The 22,605-nt window shown below is 53.7% G+C and carries 23 protein-coding genes; 7 read left to right on the plus strand and 16 right to left on the minus strand.

Annotated features, from left to right (window positions below; translation table 11 throughout):
- Both pgl and zwf read right to left on the minus strand, forming a co-directional pair.
- Nucleotides 1–672 carry a 6-phosphogluconolactonase gene (gene pgl, locus QZ280_RS12290; protein ID WP_293444618.1) on the minus strand — a complete coding sequence of 224 codons (672 nt, stop codon included), beginning with the start codon at nt 670–672 and terminating at the stop codon, nt 1–3.
- Nucleotides 669–2,123, minus strand: coding sequence for a glucose-6-phosphate dehydrogenase (gene zwf / locus QZ280_RS12295; RefSeq protein ID WP_293444620.1), 1,455 nt, complete (start codon nt 2,121–2,123; stop codon nt 669–671). Before zwf ends, pgl begins: the two co-directional genes overlap by 4 nt.
- Before the next feature lie 202 nt (nt 2,124–2,325).
- Here zwf and QZ280_RS12300 point away from each other — a divergent pair, with 202 nt between their 5' ends.
- On the plus strand, nt 2,326–3,279 hold the full coding sequence (locus QZ280_RS12300; protein WP_293444622.1) for a radical SAM protein: 954 nt from the start codon (nt 2,326–2,328) through the stop codon (nt 3,277–3,279).
- Nucleotides 3,280–3,359: 80 nt separating this feature from the next.
- On the opposite strand, the gene QZ280_RS12305 is transcribed toward QZ280_RS12300, so the two are convergent.
- The gene (locus QZ280_RS12305; RefSeq protein ID WP_293444624.1) at nt 3,360–4,460 is read right to left on the minus strand and encodes an anhydro-N-acetylmuramic acid kinase; all 1,101 of its coding nucleotides are present in this window, start codon (nt 4,458–4,460) and stop codon (nt 3,360–3,362) included.
- 64 nt (nt 4,461–4,524) lie between these two features.
- On the opposite strand from QZ280_RS12305, the gene tyrS reads away from it, so the two are divergent.
- The 3 genes from tyrS to QZ280_RS12320 are packed head-to-tail and all read left to right on the plus strand — an operon-like array spanning nt 4,525 to nt 6,622.
- Nucleotides 4,525–5,778, plus strand: a complete 1,254-nt coding sequence (gene tyrS, locus QZ280_RS12310) for a tyrosine--tRNA ligase (protein WP_293444626.1) — start codon at nt 4,525–4,527, stop codon at nt 5,776–5,778.
- A gap of 3 nt (nt 5,779–5,781) precedes the next feature.
- On the plus strand, nt 5,782–6,174 hold the full coding sequence (locus QZ280_RS12315) for a hypothetical protein (protein ID WP_293444628.1): 393 nt from the start codon (nt 5,782–5,784) through the stop codon (nt 6,172–6,174).
- On the plus strand, nt 6,131–6,622 hold the full coding sequence (locus tag QZ280_RS12320; protein ID WP_293444630.1) for a hypothetical protein: 492 nt from the start codon (nt 6,131–6,133) through the stop codon (nt 6,620–6,622). Before QZ280_RS12315 ends, QZ280_RS12320 begins: the two co-directional genes overlap by 44 nt.
- Nucleotides 6,623–6,683: 61 nt before the next feature.
- Here QZ280_RS12320 and QZ280_RS12325 read toward each other — a convergent pair whose 3' ends face one another.
- The 3 genes from QZ280_RS12325 to QZ280_RS12335 all read right to left on the minus strand — a co-directional run bounded on the left by QZ280_RS12325 (nt 6,684) and on the right by QZ280_RS12335 (nt 8,783).
- Nucleotides 6,684–7,649, minus strand: coding sequence for a DUF3179 domain-containing protein (locus QZ280_RS12325; protein ID WP_293444632.1), 966 nt, complete (start codon nt 7,647–7,649; stop codon nt 6,684–6,686).
- A gap of 86 nt (nt 7,650–7,735) precedes the next feature.
- Nucleotides 7,736–8,284 carry a peptidylprolyl isomerase gene (locus tag QZ280_RS12330; RefSeq protein WP_293444633.1) on the minus strand — a complete coding sequence of 183 codons (549 nt, stop codon included), beginning with the start codon at nt 8,282–8,284 and terminating at the stop codon, nt 7,736–7,738.
- Nucleotides 8,277–8,783 carry a peptidylprolyl isomerase gene (locus QZ280_RS12335; protein ID WP_293444635.1) on the minus strand — a complete coding sequence of 169 codons (507 nt, stop codon included), beginning with the start codon at nt 8,781–8,783 and terminating at the stop codon, nt 8,277–8,279. The genes QZ280_RS12330 and QZ280_RS12335 overlap by 8 nt, the downstream gene beginning before the upstream one ends.
- A 124-nt stretch (nt 8,784–8,907) precedes the next feature.
- Here QZ280_RS12335 and QZ280_RS12340 point away from each other — a divergent pair, with 124 nt between their 5' ends.
- The 3 genes from QZ280_RS12340 (at nt 8,908) to QZ280_RS12350 (ending at nt 12,775) form a co-directional block, all read left to right on the plus strand.
- Complete coding sequence (locus QZ280_RS12340) at nt 8,908–10,098, plus strand: phosphoglycerate kinase (protein WP_293444637.1); 1,191 nt, start codon at nt 8,908–8,910, stop codon at nt 10,096–10,098.
- An 88-nt stretch (nt 10,099–10,186) separates the two neighbouring features.
- Nucleotides 10,187–11,779: a hypothetical protein gene (locus QZ280_RS12345; RefSeq protein ID WP_293444639.1), complete on the plus strand. Its 1,593-nt coding sequence runs from the start codon at nt 10,187–10,189 to the stop codon at nt 11,777–11,779.
- A gap of 102 nt (nt 11,780–11,881) precedes the next feature.
- Nucleotides 11,882–12,775 (plus strand): fructose bisphosphate aldolase, encoded by an 894-nt coding sequence (locus tag QZ280_RS12350; RefSeq protein WP_293444641.1) that lies wholly within the window; start codon nt 11,882–11,884, stop codon nt 12,773–12,775.
- 1 nt (nt 12,776) lies between these two features.
- On the opposite strand, the gene QZ280_RS12355 is transcribed toward QZ280_RS12350, so the two are convergent.
- From QZ280_RS12355 to dxr, 10 genes are all read right to left on the minus strand, one after another.
- Nucleotides 12,777–13,103 (minus strand): hypothetical protein, encoded by a 327-nt coding sequence (locus tag QZ280_RS12355; RefSeq protein ID WP_293444643.1) that lies wholly within the window; start codon nt 13,101–13,103, stop codon nt 12,777–12,779.
- Nucleotides 13,104–13,402: 299 nt separating this feature from the next.
- Nucleotides 13,403–14,557, minus strand: a complete 1,155-nt coding sequence (gene lpxB, locus QZ280_RS12360; RefSeq protein WP_293445186.1) for a lipid-A-disaccharide synthase — start codon at nt 14,555–14,557, stop codon at nt 13,403–13,405.
- A gap of 3 nt (nt 14,558–14,560) precedes the next feature.
- The gene (gene lpxI, locus QZ280_RS12365) at nt 14,561–15,361 is read right to left on the minus strand and encodes a UDP-2,3-diacylglucosamine diphosphatase LpxI (RefSeq protein ID WP_293444645.1); all 801 of its coding nucleotides are present in this window, start codon (nt 15,359–15,361) and stop codon (nt 14,561–14,563) included.
- Between the two features lie 3 nt (nt 15,362–15,364).
- Nucleotides 15,365–16,165 carry an acyl-ACP--UDP-N-acetylglucosamine O-acyltransferase gene (gene lpxA, locus QZ280_RS12370; protein WP_293444647.1) on the minus strand — a complete coding sequence of 267 codons (801 nt, stop codon included), beginning with the start codon at nt 16,163–16,165 and terminating at the stop codon, nt 15,365–15,367.
- Nucleotides 16,162–16,620 (minus strand): 3-hydroxyacyl-ACP dehydratase FabZ, encoded by a 459-nt coding sequence (gene fabZ / locus QZ280_RS12375; protein ID WP_293444649.1) that lies wholly within the window; start codon nt 16,618–16,620, stop codon nt 16,162–16,164. Before fabZ ends, lpxA begins: the two co-directional genes overlap by 4 nt.
- 78 nt (nt 16,621–16,698) lie before the next feature.
- On the minus strand, nt 16,699–17,358 hold the full coding sequence (locus QZ280_RS12380; protein WP_293444651.1) for an OmpH family outer membrane protein: 660 nt from the start codon (nt 17,356–17,358) through the stop codon (nt 16,699–16,701).
- A complete protein-coding gene (bamA, locus tag QZ280_RS12385; RefSeq protein ID WP_293444653.1) occupies nt 17,330–19,678 on the minus strand; it encodes an outer membrane protein assembly factor BamA in 2,349 nt (782 codons plus the stop codon). Before bamA ends, QZ280_RS12380 begins: the two co-directional genes overlap by 29 nt.
- A complete protein-coding gene (locus QZ280_RS12390) occupies nt 19,678–19,944 on the minus strand; it encodes a hypothetical protein (protein ID WP_293444655.1) in 267 nt (88 codons plus the stop codon). The genes bamA and QZ280_RS12390 overlap by 1 nt, the downstream gene beginning before the upstream one ends.
- 98 nt (nt 19,945–20,042) lie before the next feature.
- Complete coding sequence (gene rseP, locus QZ280_RS12395) at nt 20,043–21,386, minus strand: RIP metalloprotease RseP (RefSeq protein ID WP_293444657.1); 1,344 nt, start codon at nt 21,384–21,386, stop codon at nt 20,043–20,045.
- 51 nt (nt 21,387–21,437) lie between these two features.
- Nucleotides 21,438–22,604: a 1-deoxy-D-xylulose-5-phosphate reductoisomerase gene (dxr, locus tag QZ280_RS12400; protein WP_293444659.1), complete on the minus strand. Its 1,167-nt coding sequence runs from the start codon at nt 22,602–22,604 to the stop codon at nt 21,438–21,440.
- Between the last annotated feature and the right edge of the window lies 1 nt (nt 22,605).

Here is a 22,605-nt window from a genome sequence, read left to right on the forward strand (position 1 = left end):
TTAAGGTGCCCAGTGCACATCTGCGCCCGTCAGCACCGATTTGATTGGGGCATCATGCGCACTAAGATGTTGTGCTTTTTCAAACGCTTCACGCTTTTCTTCGCCGATGATCACAACGTGTTTTCGCAAAGCGCCATCCAAAACACGCGCGCTTAGCGTAACACGTGGTTCGGGCGCGTTCGGTGCGCGCATTGGCACCAAGATTGGCGCGCGCGGATCAAGGGCTTCGTCGAGCTTATCAGCGCCCGGAAACAGCGATGCAGTGTGCATATCTGCCCCCATGCCCAGCAAAAGGACGGCAATCGGCAATTCCGGTGCAATAATCGCTTCTAATTCTGGCAATTTTTCCTCCGGCGTGTCCGCGCTCGCATAAAGCGGTAGATGACGCGCAGCGGCTGCACGATTGACCAACAATCGTTCGCGAATGAGTTTAGTGTTTGAGCGGTCACTGTCGGTTGGAACCCAACGTTCATCCGTCAACATCACATCAACGCAGTCCCACGGCAAATCTGCGGCGCACAAATCATCAAACAAAGGGCCCGGTGTTGTGCCTCCAGGGACAGCCAAACAAGCGCGGTCCTCATGACGAAGCGCTGCGTTCAGATCCCCTGCAATTTTGTTGGCAAGATCAATCATCAAAATATCTGAGTCGGGGTATTCGATAAAATTCATCGTTTGATTTCTCTCCAAATGCGGCCATCACGTGCGATCATAGCCATAGCATCGGTCGGACCTTCGCTGCCGCTATCGTAAGTTTTAGGCACTTCGCCGCGCGCTTGCCAGCCCTCTATGATAGGATCAGTCCAGGCCCATGCCGCTTCGACCTCATCGCCGCGCATAAACAGCGTCTGATTGCCACGGATCACATCCATGATCAGTCGCTCATAAGCATCAGGTGCATCAATTGCGTTGTCGCCAAGCGCGTCGGCAAAAGACATATCAAGCGGGACATCAACAAGACGCATGCCCCCTGGCCCTGGTTCTTTAATCGTAACATCAAGCGTCATGCCTTCATTCGGCTGTAAGCGAATCCGAAGCTCGTTGTTGTGACGGCCCGCGTCGGCACCAAAAATCGAATGGGGCGCATCTTTAAAGACAACGGTGATTTCAGAGGTACGCGCCTTTAAACGCTTGCCAGTACGCAGATAAAACGGTGTACCCGCCCATCGCCAATTACTGATCGCCATTTTCATCGCAATGAAACTTTCGGTTTTGCTACTGGAATCCTCTACATGCGTTCTGAAATCATCGTCGTCCTCGGAGGGGCCGTATTGTCCGCGTACAATATGGTGCGGAAGCACAGGTTCTAGCGCACGAATGACTTTCAGCTTCTCGTCTCGCACAGCATCAGGATCAAATTTTGCAGGTGGTTCCATCGCTATGAGGCAAAGCAGTTGCATCAAGTGGTTTTGCACCATATCGCGTATTGCGCCGGAGCGGTCGTAGTATTCACCGCGCCCGGCAACACCCACAGTTTCGGCGACAGTTATTTGGATATGATCGATGTATTGGCTGTTCCAAAGCGGTTCGAACAACATATTACCGAACCGCACAGCCATCAGGTTTTGCACAGTTTCTTTGCCAAGATAGTGATCGATCCGGTAAATCTGCTTTTCATCAAAATGCTTGGCCAAGGACGCATTAAGGGATTTCGCTGTTGCAAGATCGCGGCCAAATGGCTTTTCTACGACGATACGGCTGTCGTTATCTGCCATCGCAAAGCGCTTTAAGCGTTCTGCAAGATCACCAAATAGGCTTGGCGCGACTGAGAAATAAAACGCATTCACCAAGTCTTTGCGAATTTTTCCGGCTAGCTCTGTCCAACCAGTGTCACCACGCGCGTCCACAGCGACGTAATCGAGCCGTATAAGAAACTCAGCAAGGACACTCTCGTCAATCGCGTCGCTCGATACGAATTCGTGAATAGCGGCAGCCACGATCTCGCGGAATTCTTCGGCTGAATGCACACCACGCGCTGCGCCAATGATTTTACTCTCAGACGACATTTGACCAGAACAAAACCGACGAAAAAGTCCCGGCAAAATCTTCCGACGGGCGAGATCGCCCGTTCCGCCGAAGATGACAAGATCAAAAGGATCTACAGGAATGACGCGAGAAACCATGCGAGGCGCTCCTAATATTGATACAACGCAACAACCCAAGCTGTTAGCGCTAACGTTAAGCTTTATGCCTCATTAACGCGCAGCAAAATGAATGTCTAACACTGCTTTGTGTCATCACAATGGTGTCAGTGTTTCTTTGAGCGCTTATATGTCTTAAGCGCGCGGAGTAAACGCAAGCAAAACGCTCTACTGAGGACAATCCATGAAAGATATCGAAAATCCGCTTCTTTCGGCTAAAAAATTCAATGACCCCTTCATTACGGCCAAGGGTGAGCAACGTGCAAGCGTTGCATTGAGCGATCCGCAAACGCTTTGGTTTAACACAGGCACCCTGTGCAATATTGAATGCGAAAATTGCTATATTTTGAGTTCCCCAAAAAATGACGCGTTGGTCTATATTACCGCCGGCGAAGTGCGCATCTATCTGGATCAGTTGGAGACCCGCAAGTGGGGCGTGCGCGAGATTGCCTTCACGGGTGGTGAGCCGTTTATGAACCCCGAGATGATTGAGATCACCCGCGCCTCTCTCGAGCGCGGCTATGATGTGTTGATCCTGACCAATGCGATGCGCCCGATGATGCGTAAATCTATGCGCGCAGGGCTGTTAGAGTTGAATGCAGCCTACCCCGGTAAATTAACGATGCGTATTTCTGTGGATCACTGGGATAGCGTCAACCATAACAAAGAACGCGGCGCTGGAACGTTTGAAAAAACAATTGAAGGCATGGCTTGGCTACAAAGGAACGGCTTTGCCATGGCTGTTGCGGGTCGCACGGTCTGGGGCGAAAGCGACGCCGCATCGCGCCAAGGCTACGCCGCGCTGTTTGCAGAGCATGGCTTTGAAATAGACGCCCGCAACCCCGCTCAGACAGTTTTATTCCCTGAGATGGATGAGACCGCCGATGTTCCCGAGATTACAAGCGCTTGTTGGGTCATTCTAAACAAATCGCCTGACGCAATGATGTGCGCGTCCTCGCGTATGGTCGTTAAACGCAAAGGTGCGGATAAGCCTACGGTTCTAGCTTGCACCTTGTTGCCGTATGCGCCCGAATTTGAACTTGGCAGCAGCTTGGAAGACGCCGAAGGGTCTGTACAGTTAAACCATCCCCATTGCGCGAAATTCTGTGTCTTGGGTGGGGCGAGCTGTTCGGCGTAAGTGCTTTTTGGACCTGCTGGTATCAGAGGCCAGTCCCTCACAAACCCTAGGGTATTTACAGAGATATGATGCGTGCGGAGTTAGTCTTTGCCTAAAGGTTTGCTAAGGATGCCACCGCCGACATGTCCGCTAACACCAGTGGTGCTTGGGCCACTGGTTGGAAGGCCCCGCGCGACTCTGACTGCTAGATAAGCAAACGCTTGTGCTTCAAGCATATCACCATCCAAGCCAACGTCTTCTACGGGATCTACTGGGCAATCTAGCGCTTCGCGCAGCATATGCATCATCACCGGGTTGTGGCGACCACCGCCGCATACAAACACACGTGTCGGAAGGCTTGGGCAATGCTCCATCGCCTGCATCACGGCTGCGGCGCTCATCGCGGTCATAGTTGCTGCCGCATCTGCGTCGGAGAGTTTGCGCACCAGTTCCAGCATGATAGAGAAATCGTTCCGATCCAGTGATTTCGGTGGAATGCGAGCAAAATAAGTCTCGGTCAGGAAGAGTTCCAGCGCGCCTGTCTCCACCTGCCCTTTCTGGGCCAATTTGCCGTCTTTGTCGTAACTCAACCCGCGCCGCGCTTGCATCAAATCATTGATCGGCGCGTTCGCAGGCCCTGTATCAAAGGCGAGCAACGAGTTCGCGTCCTCAGCTTTGGATTTGCTCGGATCGATCCATGTGATATTACCCACGCCGCCCAAGTTTAGAAACGCAATCGGTGCATCCGCTTTGATCCATTTGGCACATGCGAAGTGAAAGAACGGCGCAAGCGGCGCGCCTTCGCCGCCCAATTGCACATCATTCGTGCGAAAGTCCCAGACCACAGGCGCGCCAACCTGTTGCGCCAAAGCGGCACCATCGCCAAGTTGATGCGTTCCCCGCCCGCGCGGTTCATGCGCGAGGGTTTGGCCATGAAATCCAATCAAGTCTGGATCGAACCCGCTCAGTACCCCTATGTGTGCGTCTTGCACGACGGCCAAAGCTTGTTCCAATCCGTTGCCAGGCCAACGGCCCAACACACCACGCAGCACTGCGCGTTCTTCGTTTGAATAACTGCGATATGCGCTTGACCCGAAGGCATCGATGATCTCGCCGTCGGTCACCACTTCCGCCGCATCCACCCCGTCCAGCGACGTGCCCGACATCAATCCAATCGCTTTCACCAATCCCGTGCCCTTCATAGGCTTTTCCTTTACGCATCTGCCCTGTATGAGCTTTGACCAGAGCTATACGTGGACGCAAGTTATGACCTACCATCCTAAATCCGATTTCATTGCAGTGATGATGGAGCGTGGCTTTTTGGCCGATTGCACCGATTATCAAGGTCTCGACGAGGCGGCGCTAAAAGGCGGCATGCCCGCCTACATTGGCTTTGATGCGACGGCTGAGTCTTTGCATGTAGGCTCGCTGATCCAGATTATGATGTTGCGCTGGTTGCAAAAGACAGGCGGCAAGCCAATCACTTTGATGGGTGGCGGCACGACCAAAGTAGGTGATCCGTCTTTTCGCGCCGATGAACGCCCTCTGCTCACGCCTGAGAAAATCGATGATAACATTGCTGGCATTAAGAAAGTCTTCAGCGCGTATTTGACATATGGTGATGGCCCGTCTGATGCCTTGATGATCAACAATGCGGAATGGCTTGATGGGCTGAACTACCTCGATTTCCTGCGCGACATTGGCAAGCATTTCTCGGTTAATCGGATGCTCGCTTTTGAAAGCGTAAAGTCGCGCCTTGATCGCGAGCAGAGCCTGAGCTTTCTTGAGTTCAACTACATGATCTTGCAGGCCTATGACTTTCTTGAGTTGAACCGCCGCTATGGCTGCGTGCTGCAGATGGGGGGCTCGGATCAGTGGGGCAATATCGTCAATGGTATTGACCTGACGCGCCGCGTTTTGGACAATCAGATCTTCGGATTGACCTCGCCATTACTGACCACATCGGACGGCAAAAAGATGGGTAAGAGCGCAGATGGCGCTGTTTGGCTAAACCCTGACATACGTAGCCCCTACGAGTTTTGGCAATTCTGGCGTAACACGACCGATGCCGACGTAGGCCGTTTTCTCAAACTCTACACGGAAATGCCTGTAGAAGAATGCGAACGCCTTGGCGCGTTAGCAGGCTCCGAGATTAATGAGGCGAAGGTCATCCTCGCCAATGAGATCACCAAGCTTTGCCACGGCGCGGAGGCCGCCGGCACCGCCGAAGCGACATCGCGCGAAGTGTTCGAAAAGGGCGGCGTTGGCGATGATTTACCCACGCTCGAGCTAACACGTGAAGAGTTGGGCGATGGCCTTTCCATCGTACAAGCCATCGTGCGCGCGGGGCTTGCGAAGTCCGGCAAAAACGCGAAACGTCTGATCTCCGAGAATGGTGCAAAGATCGATGATGCGCCCCTGAACGATGCAGGCCTCATGCTCGACGCGGCCGCTTTGACGTCACCTATCAAGCTAAGCGCAGGCAAGAAACGCCACGCGCTTATCGTGCTGAAAGGGTAAACAATGCTGCGCCTCACAACCGCCCTTTTGCTCATCACTAGCCCGCTCACTGCGCAAGAATTTTACGGCAGCGCACAATTGTCTTTCGAGCAAAGTCAAACGGCAGGTGCCCCCGTCGCAATCCAAGGCGCAACAGGAACTTTGCTGACGGGGCGCACCAATCTGAGCTTTGGCCGCCTTACGCAAAGTGGTCTCTATATCCAAGCGGATCTTGGACTTGCGGCGACGAACAACGCCAATGCGGCCCCCAATACGGCAAACACCTCAAACAGCCTGATACTGCGCACGGGCCGCTCTGCTGATCGCTTTAGCTACGGTGTCTCTGTGGGCGCGCTGCAATCGGACCACGACAATGACGGAAGCGATGATGCGATGCGTCTGCTCGCGCAGTATTGAAGGCTCGTACTCACTATGTAATAGTTGGTCATTCAATGGACATCTGGGATACATTACAGGCACCAGTAGAACAGACAGCGTCGCAACAGCCACCGACGGTATTGCGACTGGCGTTGGCATCACCTTTGCAGCTACTGATCGCCTGAGCTTTGGCACCTCCATCGGCTACCTCAACGCGAAAATGGACGCCCCGAGCACTGTGGTTGAGCTGTGGACGCTGGAAGCGCGCGTCGATTATGACATCCAAGCGGTGCCCGGCTTGTCGCTCTTCGCCGCTACGCAATATGGTGAGAGCCACCGGAAAGAGATCGTCGGCACCGATGATATCACTGACACCACCTCAATCATGGCGGGAATCACCTATCGCTTCGGTGGAAAACGCCTCAGAACCGCCAACCTCACCTATCTGGAGCCATTCCTCGCCAACACAGGCGGCATTATCGAATAGGCTTCATCTTTGCAAATAAACTTCGGGGGAGTCTCAGCTTGCGGAGACGGGGGCTGGCCCCCTACTCACCCAACATCCAAGTGCCATCTGGCCAAAAAGCGTGAAACGCGAAGGCAAACATCACATCATGCGGTAAGTCGCGCCCCTGCGCATCCTTGACGCGTACACCGCCCACATCACGGCTTTTCGCAATATTGCGGCCATCTAAAGCCGAGGCTTGACCTGCTTTCCAGGTCAAGCTCACACCGTTTTCCGTCACAGCGCCAAGCTTGGACAAACGCGTCAAAGGCCAGGCGCGATCTCCGACACGCACAACGCGTTCCAGCGCAGGAATGCCATGGGGCGGATTTTCACCACTATACAAGAACGGCTTGGTTGAACTGTCATAACTCACATAGGGGTTGCGGCCATATTGGCGTGCAAAATCAGGTTCGTCCATCACTAACCCTTCTGGATTGCGCGCAACGTACTCGTCCCAGCTTTCCATCCAAGTGGGAAATTGAACCAGTTCACTTTCCAGCAAATCACCAACGATTGCCTCGCCAATCGCTTGCTGCCACCAGGTTTCAGTTTCGCGATCATACATTACCATATCCGAATTGCGCAGCTTGCCAGACACACCAAACGTCAGCGTGCCTTGCTTTACGCGCCGATCAAAGGTGATACCGGAATTACACAACGGACAGAAAGTTACAGCAACAGGCACGCCACCGACCACATCATTGGCGATCTCATGCCATGTCAGATATCGTACAGGATAGGCACGCACATCACCGTTGATCTCAACGGTGATCACAGGTTCTGTCCCGCCAATGCGCGTCTCCGTGCTGGCTTTGCGAAACTTGGGATTGTTCAGCGCAGGGATGCCATCTTTGGGCGGACCGCCAGACATGATCTCAACCCAGTTTTCAACTGTGGTTTTCTCAAAATCAGTTTTCGGCCATTCATGTTGCCAAAATTCAGGGCTGGCCGACGCCGTCCCCATCACCAGCGATAGACCCAAGGCCAAAGCGATCCGTTTCAACATAAAAGCACCCTCCAGAGAATTCCTCCAAAGGGTGCTTCAAAAAGCTTAGTTCGTATAGCTCCACACACGCAATTGTGCATCCGGCTTTACTCGGTGACGGTCACAGTCTTCATCATATCAGGCGTGCCCACAACGGCGCCATTGCCGCCTGTGCCCAGCTTGATTTGATCTACCACATCCATGCCAGCTGTCACGCGACCAACAACCGTGTACTGACCGTTCAGAAAATCGCCATCATCGAACATAATGAAAAACTGGCTGTTCGCTGAATTCGGGTTCTGGCTTCGCGCCATGCCGACGATACCGCGTTTGAACGGCTCGGACGAAAACTCTGCCTGAATGTCAGGCATATCAGAGCCGCCCATGCCAGCACGGGACGTATTGCCGCTGGATTGACCAAACTGAACATCGCCCGTTTGCGCCATGAAGCCATCAATCACACGATGGAAAACAACGCCATTATACGCGCCGCTTTCTGCAATCGCAGTGATCTGCGCGACATGTTCCGGGGCCAAATCCTCAAGTAAGTCGATGGCGATTGTACCATTGGCACCTTCACCAGCGACTTCAACCTGAAGGCCCGTCGCAAGCGCGGGGCTTGCGAACAGGCACAGGGCAAACGCGAGCTTACGCATCTGCGGCAACTTTCATGGACACCATGCGATCCGGCTCCACAGGTGGCTCGCCGCGTGTGATTGCATCAACCAAATCCATGCCTGACGTCACGCGGCCATAAACCGTATACTGACCATTGAGAAAGTTGTTGTCAGAAAAGTTAATGAAGAACTGGCTGTTTGCAGAATCAGGGCTCTGGCTGCGCGCCGCACCGATTGTACCACGATCATGTGGCAGCTTGGAGAACTCAGCTGGCAAATCAGGCATGTCAGAGCCGCCCGTGCCAGCCATACGGATGTTGAAATCCTTTTCCATGTTGCCATTCGCGACGTCACCAGTTTGCGCCATAAAACCGTCAATCACACGGTGGAATGCCACGTTGTCGTATGCGCCTGAGCGCGCAAGCTCTTTCATACGTTCACAGTGCTTCGGTGCTACATCGGGAAGCAATTCAATTGTGACTGTGCCGTCTTTGAGTTCCAGCAGGATTGTGTTTTCGAGATCTTTTGTATCGGCCATTCGGGCGCTCCTTTGATATCTGTTGGCGCAGTATCTAAGGCCCATTGCCGCAATGGACAAGGCAAGCATTGACGATAAGCGCTTTGAGCGGCAAAGACAGGCTAAACCTGACAGGAGAAATATTATGAGCTGGACAACTTTGGATCAAATGGACCTTGCAGGAAAGCGTGTGCTGACGCGCGTGGATATCAACGTTCCGATGGAAAACGGCGTGGTCACAGATGCCACACGGATCGAACGGATTGTTCCGACTGTGCGCGATATCCTAGCTGCTGGCGGCCTGCCGATCCTGCTTGCACATTTCGGGCGCCCCAAAGGTCAGCGCATACCAGAGATGAGCTTGCAGCCCTTGGTACCGACCTTGGAAACCGCATTCGAGTGTGATGTCATGTTCTCTGCCAATTGTACTGGCGCGGGCGCAAGTGCGGCCGCCGGCGCATTGCAAGCAGGTCAGGTTCTTTTGCTGGAAAACACACGCTATCACGCTGCAGAGCCTGCGAACGATCCCACCTTCGCGGCTGAAATCGCCAAACTTGGCGATATCTATTGCAACGACGCCTTCTCTGCTGCGCACCGCGCACACGCAAGCACCGAAGGTCTCGCACATCTACTGCCGTCCTGCGCGGGTCGCTTGATGCAAACGGAATTGAGTGCCTTAGCGGGTGCATTAAGCGCGCCGAAGCGCCCTGTCGTTGCGGTGGTTGGCGGTGCGAAAGTGTCGAGCAAATTGGAGCTGCTCGGCAATCTCGTGGAAAAGGTCGATCATCTCGTGATTGGCGGCGGCATGGCGAACACCTTCTTAGCCGCACAAGGGATTGATGTAGGTAAGTCGCTGGCAGAGCATGATATGACCAACACTGCGCTTGAGATTCTCGGCAAAGCCAAAAGCGCAGGAAGCGAAATTGTGCTGCCCTCTGACATCGTTGTCGCGCGAGAATTCAAAGCAGGCGCAGATAACCAGACCCTACCCGCAAACGCCTGCCCCTCAGATGCGATGATCCTTGATGCTGGCCCCAAAACCGTCGCGCGGATTTCGACGATCCTGGATGGTGCCAAAACGCTCATCTGGAACGGCCCGCTTGGCGCGTTTGAGATAGATCCTTTCGATATGGCCACCAACGCTGCTGCTGCTTACGCAGCGGATCTCTCCGAGCAAGGCAAGCTGATCTCCGTCGCAGGCGGCGGCGACACCGTCGCGGCCCTGAACCAAGCGGGTGCGGCAGAGAAATTTACCTATATCTCTACTGCAGGCGGTGCATTCTTAGAATGGATGGAGGGTAAAACATTGCCTGGGGTCGCCGCCCTCAGCAGCTAAGCACGGGGACGGTCAGGTATCCTTGCCCTTGCCGAAATACGAATTTCGAGTACCCTGAGGGTGATTTTATCAGCCTCGGGATTATACGATGTCCGTTACACGCACTATTTTACACACTACTGCGCTTACTTGTGCCCTTGCACTGCCGCTTCATGCTCAAGAGCAAGCCGCTGAAAACCCTGTCACTCTTTGGGATAACTTCTCGCTCGACAATATTTTGGCGATGGTCGTGCAAAGCTTTATTCCAACCCTGCGCGTATTGGCAGATGTGCGCTATGAACAGATCGATGTCGAAGTTGTACGCAACCGTGTCGCGCTTGTTGGCGTCGATGTGCGCCCGTTTTTGCCCTATGTCGAGGGGGACGCTTGCGCAATTACAGCTGACGGGCTGATACTGAGCGGGCAGCCTCTTGATCGCCAGCAAGGCTATATCATCAATATTGCACTTGAAGGCGCGGTACTTGATTTTGATTGCCTGCCAAGCGACGCGCGCCCTGTAGTTGGCATGATGGGCGTCGATGATATCCGCCTTGATCGCATGACTATTAACGTGAACTACGATTTCGCCTCCGGCGGGGCGATGATCAATTTCGGCGCAGATCTAGACAAGCTTGCAGCACTCAGCGGCTCCGTCGATCTTGACTACATCAGTTACCGCATGGATCTCGACACCGAAGAGGTCAGCCCAGCCGTCTATGTGAACCACGCACAGCTTTCTTTGGAAAATCGCGGGCTTTATGAAGCGGGATCGCGCATGGCCCCTCCCGGCATGCTTGATCCGGCCGCTTTGGAGCAACTGATCCCCGGAGCGTTGAGCGAGATGTTTGGTGAGATGAATGGTTTTGATGCGCGCGAGCTTAGTACAGAGCAAGAAGCGTTCATTAATCAAGCCATCGTTACCGCCAAAGCCTTTGTCGCAAACCCCGGTCAGATAACCGTTGAAACCGCCGCGCCAAATACGCCTGTGCGTTTGGGAGAAGGCGATCTGGAGGACCCCAAAGCGATGTTCTCTAAACTCGCGCCGACAATCGGCACAGTTCCCATGGCGATCTCTCGCGGCATTCCCGCGGCTGAACTAAAGCAAGCAATCGACGGGCTTTTGCCGACAGCGCGCAATCTTGACGTTGGTCGTGCTCTGCTGAGCGGAGTGGGCGCACCGCGCAACACCACTTTGGGTCTGCGTCTGCTTGATCCGCTCGCAAAAGAGGGCAACGCTGAAGCAACATCCCTGATGGCAGAAGCAATGCAGCACAGCAACGCCGCGACAGCCTATCGATTGGCCCTGCATGCAAGCGCAAATGGCCAAACCGGCAGTCTGAGTTTGCTCAATGATCTTGAGGATGCGCTAAGTCTGAACGAACTGCTTGAGGTGCAAGATATCATGCTTGGTGGCGGCGGACCTGTTTCTGCTGATTTCGCCTCTATCGGTGACATTAGGCGCGCGGCGCGCGGCCATCTTTTGGGAACCACGCGCATTCGATCCTACCGCGCGGCCTACTACTGGGCCTCTGTGGGGGCCGCAACGGGCGATGTTGCCTCTGCCACGATCCGCAACGAGATTGATACGATCATGCGATTGCGCGGTGCCACAAATGCTTGGGCAGAGGTACAAACCAGCCTCGAAAACGGTGTACTGCGCGATTGGGTAGGGCGTGATTTGCCTGCTGAGCTGCAAAAATAGGCTATCCGCAAAAAAGCTGCCCCCATGTTAGCGCAACCCTGATTGCCTAAGAGCGGGGGCTCACCTACACCGCGTTTAACGCAAGCAAAACAAGGTGTTCAGATGACCAATCCACAAATGGCTGAGAAAATTCGCACAGGTAACGGCTTTATCGCGGCCTTGGATCAGTCGGGTGGATCGACACCGAAATCTTTGCGTATTTATGGCGTTGAGGACAGCGACTACAACACCGACGCGGAAATGTTTGATTTGATCCACAGCATGCGCGCGCGCATCGTGTCGTCCCCTGCGTTTACGGGGGAGCGTGTGATCGGCGCGATCTTGTTCGAGATGACGATGGAGCGCGAGATCGGTGGCAAACCTTCGGCCAAGGCGCTCTGGGAGGACAATGGCATTGTGCCGTTCTTGAAGATCGACAAAGGTCTCGAAGATGTCGCCAACGGAGCGCAGATCTTGAAACCGATGCCCGTGCTCGACGAATTACTTAAACGTGCCGTTGCCAATGGCGTGTTCGGTACGAAAGCGCGCTCTGTCATCAGCGCTGCAAACGTTGATGGCATCCGCGCCGTTGTCCAGCAGCAATTTAAAGTGGGCAATCAGGTTTTGGCCGCAGGGCTTGTCCCGATCATCGAACCGGAAGTCACCATCGATATCGCAGACAAGGCCGATGTAGAGCAGATTCTGCTCAACGAAATCACGAGTGCCCTTGATACGGTGCCGGAGGGCCAGCAGATCATGCTCAAGCTCACATTGCCTGAAGTCGCCAACACATATGCGGCCCTCAATGATCATCCCAAAGTGATGAAAGTCGTGGCGCTTTCGGGCGGCTATGATCGCGCTGAAGCAACTAAGCGCCTATCCCAGAACACAGGTATGATCGCTAGCTTCAGCCGCGCGTTAACCGAAGGGCTTTCGCACAAACAAAGCGATGCTGACTTCAACACCACACTGGATGGCACCATAGCACAAATCCACGAGGCCTCGATCGCAGGATAAATTAGTCCGCCTCGAGCTTTGCAATGCGGACTTTTAGGGCGGCGTTCTCCGTCTGTAACTGCCCCATTTGACCACCGACGACTTGGCGGATCACATCCTCTGAATCAAGCTTCGAGACGTATTTCGGACAGTTCCAGTCCAGCGCGATCACGTCGATACACAAAAGGCGCTCTGGCGAGGTCTGATCTTGTGGCAATGCAGCGATCAAACCATCTTGTGCGTCGGAAAGTCTGAGCAATGTCGCGCGACCTTGGATTTTTAAGCGAGCTTGGTTCAGATAATCAATTAAGAACAACGATACATGTGCGTCTTTTTGCAAATTGCCCATGATGATAAACTGACGATTTCCATGGTAATCCGCACAGACCAGTTAACGTGTTGTATGGACGCGCAAAAATCCGAAGGGACCACCGCAATGTTGCACATAAAGCCAGTAATCTGGGTTTGTTGAGGCGATGTAAAGTTCTCGCACGCTTGGATGAAGGCGATGTCATCGGGGCTTAAGCTGTCTTGCGTGCGGCGCGGGTACATCTTTTGGAATTGCTTGAAAGACCCATCTGCTTTTTGTAGCTCTTGAACTGCTTGGTGAAAAATCAGCTCGCCATAGTTTTCCATGGCGTATCCTTTTTAGTTCAGCGTTTGGTGATCAGACAGCCCGTCAAGCACAGCCTGCGCCGCACGAAGACCGGGCGCATCGCCGCCCTGCCCGAGCCGCTGCATCGTGACACGCATCGTCTCGTTTTGGTTCGCACCATCATTCATCACTTGCAGCAGGCCTTCGGCAATGCGTTCAGGCACGCACTCCGCACCTATAAATTCGGGAACAGCGCGGGTGTCTGAGACGAGATTGACCAGCGTTACAGTATCTACTTTTAACATGCGTCCAATGATCTGGCGCGACAGCCAGTTCATATCATAGGCGATAACCATAGGTGTACCAGCCGCTGCAAGTTCAAGCGAGACAGTGCCAGACGCCGCGAGCGCAACATCAGCTGCTTTGAACGCTGCACGCTTTTGCGCCTTGTCTTCAGAGCGGATCACAAGCGGATCACAGGGCCAGTCTTTGACGGCTTCACACACGAGATGCTCAACAGGTGCGGCGGTGGGGATAACGACACGCAGATCTGGTGTCGTTTGCAAGACTGGTTCAAGAACTTGCCCAAAGATCGGCGCGAGGCGCCCTACCTCGCCGCGTCTTGATCCGGGTAAAACCAGCGCAAGCGGTGCATCGCCAATACCATGCTCAACGCGAAACTCTTGCGCTTCAGTTTCACTGGCTTGCATATCCGTTACCACAGGATGCCCCACGAAATCGCAGCGCATCCCTGCGGCTTTCATATAGGGCGGCTCAAACGGGAACAACGCGAGCACTTGATCGATATGGCGCGCCATCTTCACGGCACGCCCTGCACGCCACGCCCAAACTGTTGGGGCCACGTAGTGCACACAACGAATTTGGCTTTTTTCCTTCACGAGCTTGGCAACACGTAGTGAAAACTCCGGCAGATCAATTGTGATCAACACATCCGGCTTATCCGCAATGATCGCATCAGCTGTTTCAGAAATGCGACGTTTGAGATGGCTATATTGCGACAGAATTTCCAAAATCCCCATGATGGAAATTTCCTCCATCGGGAAACGGCTTTGCAAGCCTACCTCGCCCATCCGTGCGCCACCTATCCCGTCAAATTTAACCTCAGGCACCAGCGTTTGAAGCCCCTCCATCAAGGCCGCGCCAAGCTTGTCGCCAGAGGGTTCACCCGCGATAATAAAGGCCCGCATCACTCAGATGTCCTGTGCGAAAATTGTAATATTGGCGGCTTTCGCAAAACGCATGGTTTCATCACGTTCAAGCAAAAGAACCGCGCCAGAAGCGATAACCAGCGTAGATAATTTTGCCGCTTTCATAGCGGTGAGCGTATCGGGTCCAATCGTTGGCATATCAACGCGCAAGTCCTGACCACGTTTGGGTGCTTTGACGAAAACACCACCCATTTTGCGCAAGTGTAACGGAGTTGCTGCGACAAAATTCAAAAGCGCATCAGTACCTTGCAGAGTCTCAATCCCGAGGCAGAGACCAGTCTCAACAACAACGCCCTGCCCTACGTCCACAGGGCTTAGGGTTTCAAGGATCGCAATTCCTTTGGCTACATCGTTGCCGGTGATCTCGCTCAAAGCAGCGCCGCAAAGAAGACCGGCATCAACAGTCAAAGTTGAATCGACCTCGTGAGCCCCACGCACGCAAAACCCTTGTTCTTCAAAGATTGCAATTACCAGACGCAAAAGCGCATCATCCCCGCGCTGCATTGCCGGAATCAATCGCGGTGCGAGGCCTGTCATCACTGCGTCAAACGCGCTTGGATCAAGGGGGGGGCGCGACATGGCACCTGCCATCACGATTTCGCTCACGTTTTGTGCTTTTAGAGATGCGAACAAAGCACCCATTTTTTCAAACGCATGTTCTTGTGTGGTGCCTGTAAGATCATGTCCAACGCCGGAAAAGCTGACCAAAATCGCATCAGGTTGAGCATACGCCAAACGCTGGGGAAGCGCGCCACTGCCCGACAAGATCGCAAGACGGCCCATGCCTTAGCCACCCGGCGTCAGGAAGGAGCGATCCGAATCACCCGTGACAAAATCCACAATATGGTGCACGTAATCGCTATTGGAATCTTCGCCCATACGCTTAACACGGTCTTGGAACGTTCCTTCGCCTTGCGCCATCATCTGGAACCCAGCACGCAGGGCCATAATGTCACCGCGCTCTACACCGCGACGTTTGAGACCAACAAGATTCAAGCCGTCAAGCTGACCACGCGGAGCCTGTACAAGGCCGTAAGGAATCACATCATTTGTCACCATTGTCACGGCACCAACGATCGCACCTTTGCCGATACGCACGAACTGATGAATGCCGGCTAGACCGCCGATGATAACGTCATCCTCGATGATACAATGGCCCGCAACGGCCGCACTATTCACCACAATCACGTTGTTGGCGATGATCACATCATGCGCCACATGGCATCCCGCCATCAACAAGCAATCATCCCCAATCTTCGTCAGACCGCCGCCACCGCTCGTGCCTGTGTTCACGGTCACATGCTCGCGAATACGATTGCGCGATCCGATCTCAAGGCGGGTAATTTCGCCATCAAACTTCTTATCCTGCGGAATTTCACCAATTACGGCAAAGGAAAATATCGTGTTGTCCTCGCCTAAAGTGGTTTGGCCTTTCACGACCGCGTGGCTCATCAAAACACAGCGCGCACCCATGTGCACATCAGCGCCGATGTAGGCGAATGGACCAATGATACAGCCCTCGCCAATCTGCGCACCGTCCTCGACAACAGCACTCGCGTGGACGTCTGCGCTAGGGTGAACACTCATGCAGGCAAATCCATCATCGCAGTGAATTCAGCTTCTGCAGCCATCTCGCCCTCGACCGTGGCAATACCGGAAAACTTCCAGACCTTGCCACCCGGTTTTCCGCGCACGGTTGTGAGGTTCATCTTCAACACGTCACCGGGGCCAACTTTGCGACGGAATTTGCATTTGTCGATGGCCATGAAATAGACCTTCATTTCTTTGTCCGCCATATCGAGCGCAGTGCCTACCATCACAGCCGCCGTTTGCGCCATGGCTTCAACGATCGTGACGCCAGGCATGATCGGCAGCCCTGGAAAGTGGCCTTGGAAATGTGGTTCGTTCATTGTGACGTTTTTGATCCCGACCGCTGTTTGTGTACCATCTATATCCTCGACTTTGTCGACCAATAGAAATGGATAACGATGTGGCAAGATACGTTGAATCAGTTGAATGTCTGCGCTCAAAAATTCGGTCATGAATGTCTCTCTTGGATCAGTTGGTCCACGTCTACATTTGTCCTAGCAAGTGCGCCAAAGAGGGGCAAGCCGCCGTGATCATTGATCTTGCGTTGCATTCTCTTGGCGCGCAGGAGTAGGCGCCAGCAATTCGTCAAGCGGCATGCCCTTCCCGAGTGCCGAATCTATCCGGCCTATCGCTTCTTGCGTAATGTCTGACGCATCAGCGCTGACGAAAACGGCCCGACGATCCAAGATCACACTGGCGCCTTTTTCGCGCATCAAGACTTCAATGGCCGGTGCAATCGTGAACAAAAAGCTTCGCTCCACTTGATCGGTCAACTGCGAAAGGCCGCGTGCTTTGGTGTCTTGCTCAGACCGTGCTTTCGTAACTTTGATATCAAATTCATCAGCGAGCACTCGAAACTCTTCGGGATCAAGCGTTTTGCGCAGCTTTGTAAGCTCGCTTTCCTCATCCGCCAGTTCTTGCTCGATCTGCCTGTTTTCCGCCGAGAGGCGCCGTCCCCGCGCCGCGATTGCTGCAGATAAGTTTTGCCCAAATTGCGTTTCCGTGAACAGGCGCTCCCGCTCTATCGTGAGAACAGGAATGTCAGGTAGTGAAAACGAGCTGGCTTGCGCAAGTGATTTCGATGGCAGCGCTATCAGGCTGAGGGCCGCGAGACACAGCGAAAGGATCGGCGCACCAAAGACGGAACGCCAATATTTGTGTTTAAAACTTTGTCGAAATGGAGAGGTCAAAGGTTTGCTCCCGATCGCCAGCTACATTGGACAGGGCTTTAGTAAAGTTAAAGCGCAACGGTCCAACCGGCGTTTTCCAGAAAATCGAAGCACCAACCACGCTGCGGGCAGCAAAGTCTTCGTTGATGACATTCGCATTGCTTTGATCCAGTGACCACAGCGAGCCGATATCATAAAACACACCGCCCGAGATACCATACTCTTCTGGCAGGCCAAGCGGGAATTCCGACTCAAAACGCGCCACCACAAACATATTACCACCGAGCGCGTCATTGGCATTTTCGTTGACTTCGCGTGGGCCGATGCCGCTGGGTTCAAACCCGCGCATCAAGGCAGGGCCCATAAAGAAGCGATCCGTCGCGCGGCTAGAACCAGTCACATAGTTCAGCGCCCCTCCCTCCAGCGTCGCCCGAAGCGTGACTTCCTCGCTGAGCACTTTGGTCTGCGCGATCGCTTTTGCAGTGGTGCGAACGTATTGATTGTTGGAACCGATGCCACCGAAATCCTGACCAAACTCTAGCAAAATACCCGCATTCGGGTTCAACCCCGTGCGGCGCGTATCAAAGCTGTAGGTGTATCCAACAGAATTCGAGAACTCGTCGCCACGTGCGATTTCGGACGAAATCAACGCACCAGCCGTTGCACCAACATCTGCCATTTCGGACATATCAAGGGTGTAGCGCAACTGCAGGCGGCTATTATCTGACACAGGGAATTCAAACGAGGGACGAAACCGACCCAAGTTGGTGTCATAGACAGCGTTTTGATTGTCTGTTTCCACATAGGACGCTACGAAGCTGAAGTTCAAATTACGACCCAAAAACGCCGGCTCATCAAAACTAAGCGAGTATTCGCGATTATCGACACCAGTCGTCAAGCCAAACCCCAAACGCTGGCCACGGCCAAGGAAATTGCTTTCGTTGTATTTGATAATCGCGCCTGGGCCGGTCGTGGTAGAAAACGTACCACCAAAGGTCAGCGAACCTGTCGTCGTTTCTTCAACATTAACGTCAACAATCACTTGGTCAGGGCTGGATCCTTCACGCGCTTGCACATCAGCACCACTAAAGTAGCCAAGCGCACGAACACGCTCCGCGCTTTCACGGATTTCACGTGGGTTAAATGGATCACCTTCGACAACTTTGAATTGCTGACGCACAACGCGATCAAGCGTAGTTGCATTGCCCTCAATATCAATGCGTTCCACGAACACGCGCGGACCACGCACAAGCGCGTATTCAACGTCAAGCGTCAGATCACGATCATTGCGTGTGATGCGAGGCTCAACGCGCACGAAATCGAGGCCCAGTTTAATCGCCAATCTCTCAAGGCGTGCGATCGAATTTTCCACTAAGGATGGTGAGTACACCACGCCAGGGCGTATTTTGAGCGCAGCTTGGAATTCCGCTTCATCGGCATCCGCGATCTCGGAGGTCGTTGTGATCGCCCCAAATTTGAATTGTTGGCCCTCTTGAATGTTGAACGTCACGAAATAGCCGTCGCGTTCACGTGCGAGTTCGGCATTCACAGATGTCGTGCGGAAATCAACATAGCCACGGCTCGCATAGAAGTCGCTTAGGATCTGTTTGTCGAACTCAATCCGGTCTTCGGCGAATGTATCGCGTTTCACGAAAGCCCGCAGAAGGCCCGCTTGCTTGGTTTCCAGCACACGGCGTAGACGGCTGTCTGAGTAAACTTGGTTGCCCACGAACCCGAGGCGTTCAATCTCGGTCAGACCGCCTTCAAAAATTTCGAACACCAAATCAACGCGATTGTCAGAACGGCGAATGATGCGAGGACTGACCGTCGCGGTCAAACGCCCTTGCTGGGAATAGGCTTTGGCAATTTCAGAAGCATCACGCTCTGCCGTGGACGGATTGAATACACGGCGCGATTGGCTTTGCACGATTGTGGAAAGGTTCTCGTCCTTGAGACGGCGGTTTCCTTCGAAATTAATCTGGTTTATCGTTGGGTATTCTGTGACCTTGATCACCAAGCGATCGCCGCGGGGCTCAAGATCGACACTTTCGAACAAACCGCTACCTCGAAGGCGCTGAAATGCACCGTTCAGATCGGACCCAGAGACCGCAGTACCGCGACCGATTCCTGCATATTCAAGGATCGTAGACGGCTCAATGCGTTGATTGCCCTCGATCGCCACACTGCTAAAGCGGTATTGCTGCGCTTCAGCCATACTTGGCAAGGCAACACAAGCCACTGAAAACACTAAGGCAATCGATGCAACGCTTGACTTAAGTAGAGTTATTCTTAACGTTTGTTCTGCGCGACGTTTTCCGCCGCTCATTATTTTATTGGTCATTACACCGATCCAACAGACACCCCAGATAAGATCTGAGTAGCCTCATTGGGGGGTGATGTCAAAAGCGGATAGGCTGTTTTTCGCGGTGGCGGCCCTAGACTTCCCTGCAAGATGAAGGGGTTGGCAAAGCTCACCGACGCGACATAGCCTGAAAGTGCCAAACACAGGCCAAGTATCACAAAGTAGACGATACGGTCCCAATGTAGCGTGATCAGGAAGCCTAAGCTAAGTTTACCGATTGAATCATTTGCATGTCTTTCACTCATCTCTATGCGCGACTTACACGAGGGATTTCATCCATCAACATGATATTACCAAGAGAACGAGGCCAAAAGTGGGCAGAGCATATATCTGTTTGAAAGCTTTACGGGCAGAATAAATCGTTCCCGAGCGCAAAAACCATCAACGACAAGATCATGAATAGACCGACAGACATGAACACTCCCAAAACCCGCTCACTTGGCTTTTTGCCTGCAACGGCTTCATAGGCGAAAAACACCAAGTGACCGCCGTCCAGAACCGGAATCGGGAAGAGGTTCAATAGACCCACTGCCGTCGACAAAACCGCGATAAACCAGATAAAATTGGTCGCACCTTGACTTGCCATCGCACCAGAGGTTTGTGCGATTCCAATCGGACCTGACAAGTTGCACGAACTGATCGCGCCCGTCACCATATGATACATGCCCGAAAGCGAGCCTTCGATGATACGCTTCGTCTGCATCACACCGTTGCTCAGTGCAGATGTCACGCTGGTTGCTTGGGTCGCAATTTCAAAGAAAAAACCGCCCGCGACGCCGATACGCCATTGTGTGGCGAAAGTGTTGTCCGGCTGTGGCTCATCCACGCGCTTTGGCGACAGGATCACCTGACGGGTCTCGCCGCTATTCCAAAGGTCCAACAGCAAAGGTGCGCCATTGCCGCTTTCGACAGCATCCTTAAGCTGCGAGAAGGCAAATACAGGGGCACCATCAATCGCCGTGATGAAATCGCCAACCTTAAGACCTGCTTTAAGCGCTGCAGACTGCGGCATTACATTTGTAACTAAAGCTGGATACGGATAAGGACCCATGACATCCAGCTCAGAGCCATCGCGCCCAACGGTGTAGCTCACCTGCGCTGCTTTGCTGATTTGCTGCTCTAGCGCGTTAAACCCTGCCCCATTTTCAAAACTTGGCACAGGAATACCGTCAATCGCCAGCAATTGATCTCCAACTTGAAGTTCTTGCACACCTGGTATTTCGCGCAATGCGCCAACTGCCAAGGGATCCGCCTCTTCGCCCTGAGCGAAGATAACGGCCGCAAACACAATGATTGAGAGCGCGAAATTGAAGATGGGTCCAGCCGCAACCGTGGCGGTACGCGCCCACAACGGTGCACCGGGCATTGTACGCCGACGCTCTTCAGCGCTCATCTCTCGCACAGTTTCGCCGTCGGGTGCGCTGACCGCGTTAGCATCGCCTAGAAACTTGACGTAACCGCCAAATGGCAGAGCGGCGAACTGCCAAACCGTTCCACGCTTATCAACGCGGCTGAACAAGACGGGACCAAAGCCCAACGAAAAGACCTCCGCATGAATCCCCGACCAACGTCCGACAATGTAGTGGCCATATTCATGGATCGCGACAATCACCGAAAGTGCGAGCACAAAGGCCAAGAGCGTCCAGATCACACTGCCAAATTGCGGCAAAAGCCCCGGAATATCCATGATGCGTGCGTCCTTGTGCTGCTCTTGCACCTCCTTAGTGGCGGCGCGTTGTTACGGGTTTGCGATGATTTCATCGGCCGTGTTACGTGCCAGATGGTCCATCTCAAGCACGCTATCAAGGGTCATTTTGGCATTTGTGAGGCCGGATTGCGCAGAAAGACGGTGCAGCACCTCCTCCACGACCTCGGCCATCTGCAAAAAGCCTATTTTTTCGCTGATGAAATGATCCAAAACGCGTTCTTTCGCAGCATTAAACACGGCACCCGCATGTCCACCCGTCGCCATCACCTCGCGCGCGAGACGCAAAGCAGGCCAGCGCTTCTCGTCGGGCGCGCGGAAAGTCAGCTGCGACAAGGCCGCAAGATCTAGGCGTTCAACCGGCAAATGACGCCGCTCAGGCCAATGCAGCGCGAAGCCAATCGCGTGGCGCATATCGGGCGGACCCACATGCGCCATCAACGCGCCATCGTTGAAACCAACAAACGCATGCACCATGGATTGCGGATGTACCAAAACTTCAATGATTTCGGGAGAAACTTCGAAAAATTCCCGTGTTTCTATGATTTCCAAAGCCTTATTGAACATCGACGCGCTATCGATGGTGATCCGCTGCCCCATGTCCCAATTTGGATGGGTTTGCGCCTGCGCAACGGTGGCACCGGCGAGCTTATCCATTGGCCAATCACGAAATGCACCACCAGACGCGGTGATAATGATCCGCTCTACCGCAGACATATCTTCGCCAATCAACCCCTGAAACACCGCGGAATGTTCGCTGTCCACGGGGAGGATGCGTGCGTTGTGCTCTTTCGCAGTCGTCTTCACCAGAGCGCCTGCACAAACCATGGATTCTTTGTTCGCGAGCGCGAGTGCGGCCCCCTGTTTGAGCACTTCAAGCCCCGGCGCCAAACCCGCCGCGCCAACAATCGCAGACATAACCCAATCTGCGGGACGGGCGGCGGCTTCAATGACTGCACTGGCGCCTGCCGCTGCCTCAACACCGCTACCAACCAAAGCTCTGCGCAACTCTTCAAGGCGCGCGGGGTCTGCTGTGACCGCCACCTTTGCGCGTAATTCAATCGCGTCTTTCGCAAGTTGCGCGATGTTTTGTGCGCCAGTGAGTGCGACAACCTCGTAGTCACCTGGCGCGTGTTTGATCAAATCAATCGTGTTTTGACCGATGGAACCCGTCGCCCCCAAAATGGAAATCTTGCGCATC

Source organism: Planktotalea sp. (genome assembly GCF_018607995.1).
Taxonomy (GTDB): Bacteria; Pseudomonadota; Alphaproteobacteria; order Rhodobacterales; family Rhodobacteraceae; genus Planktotalea.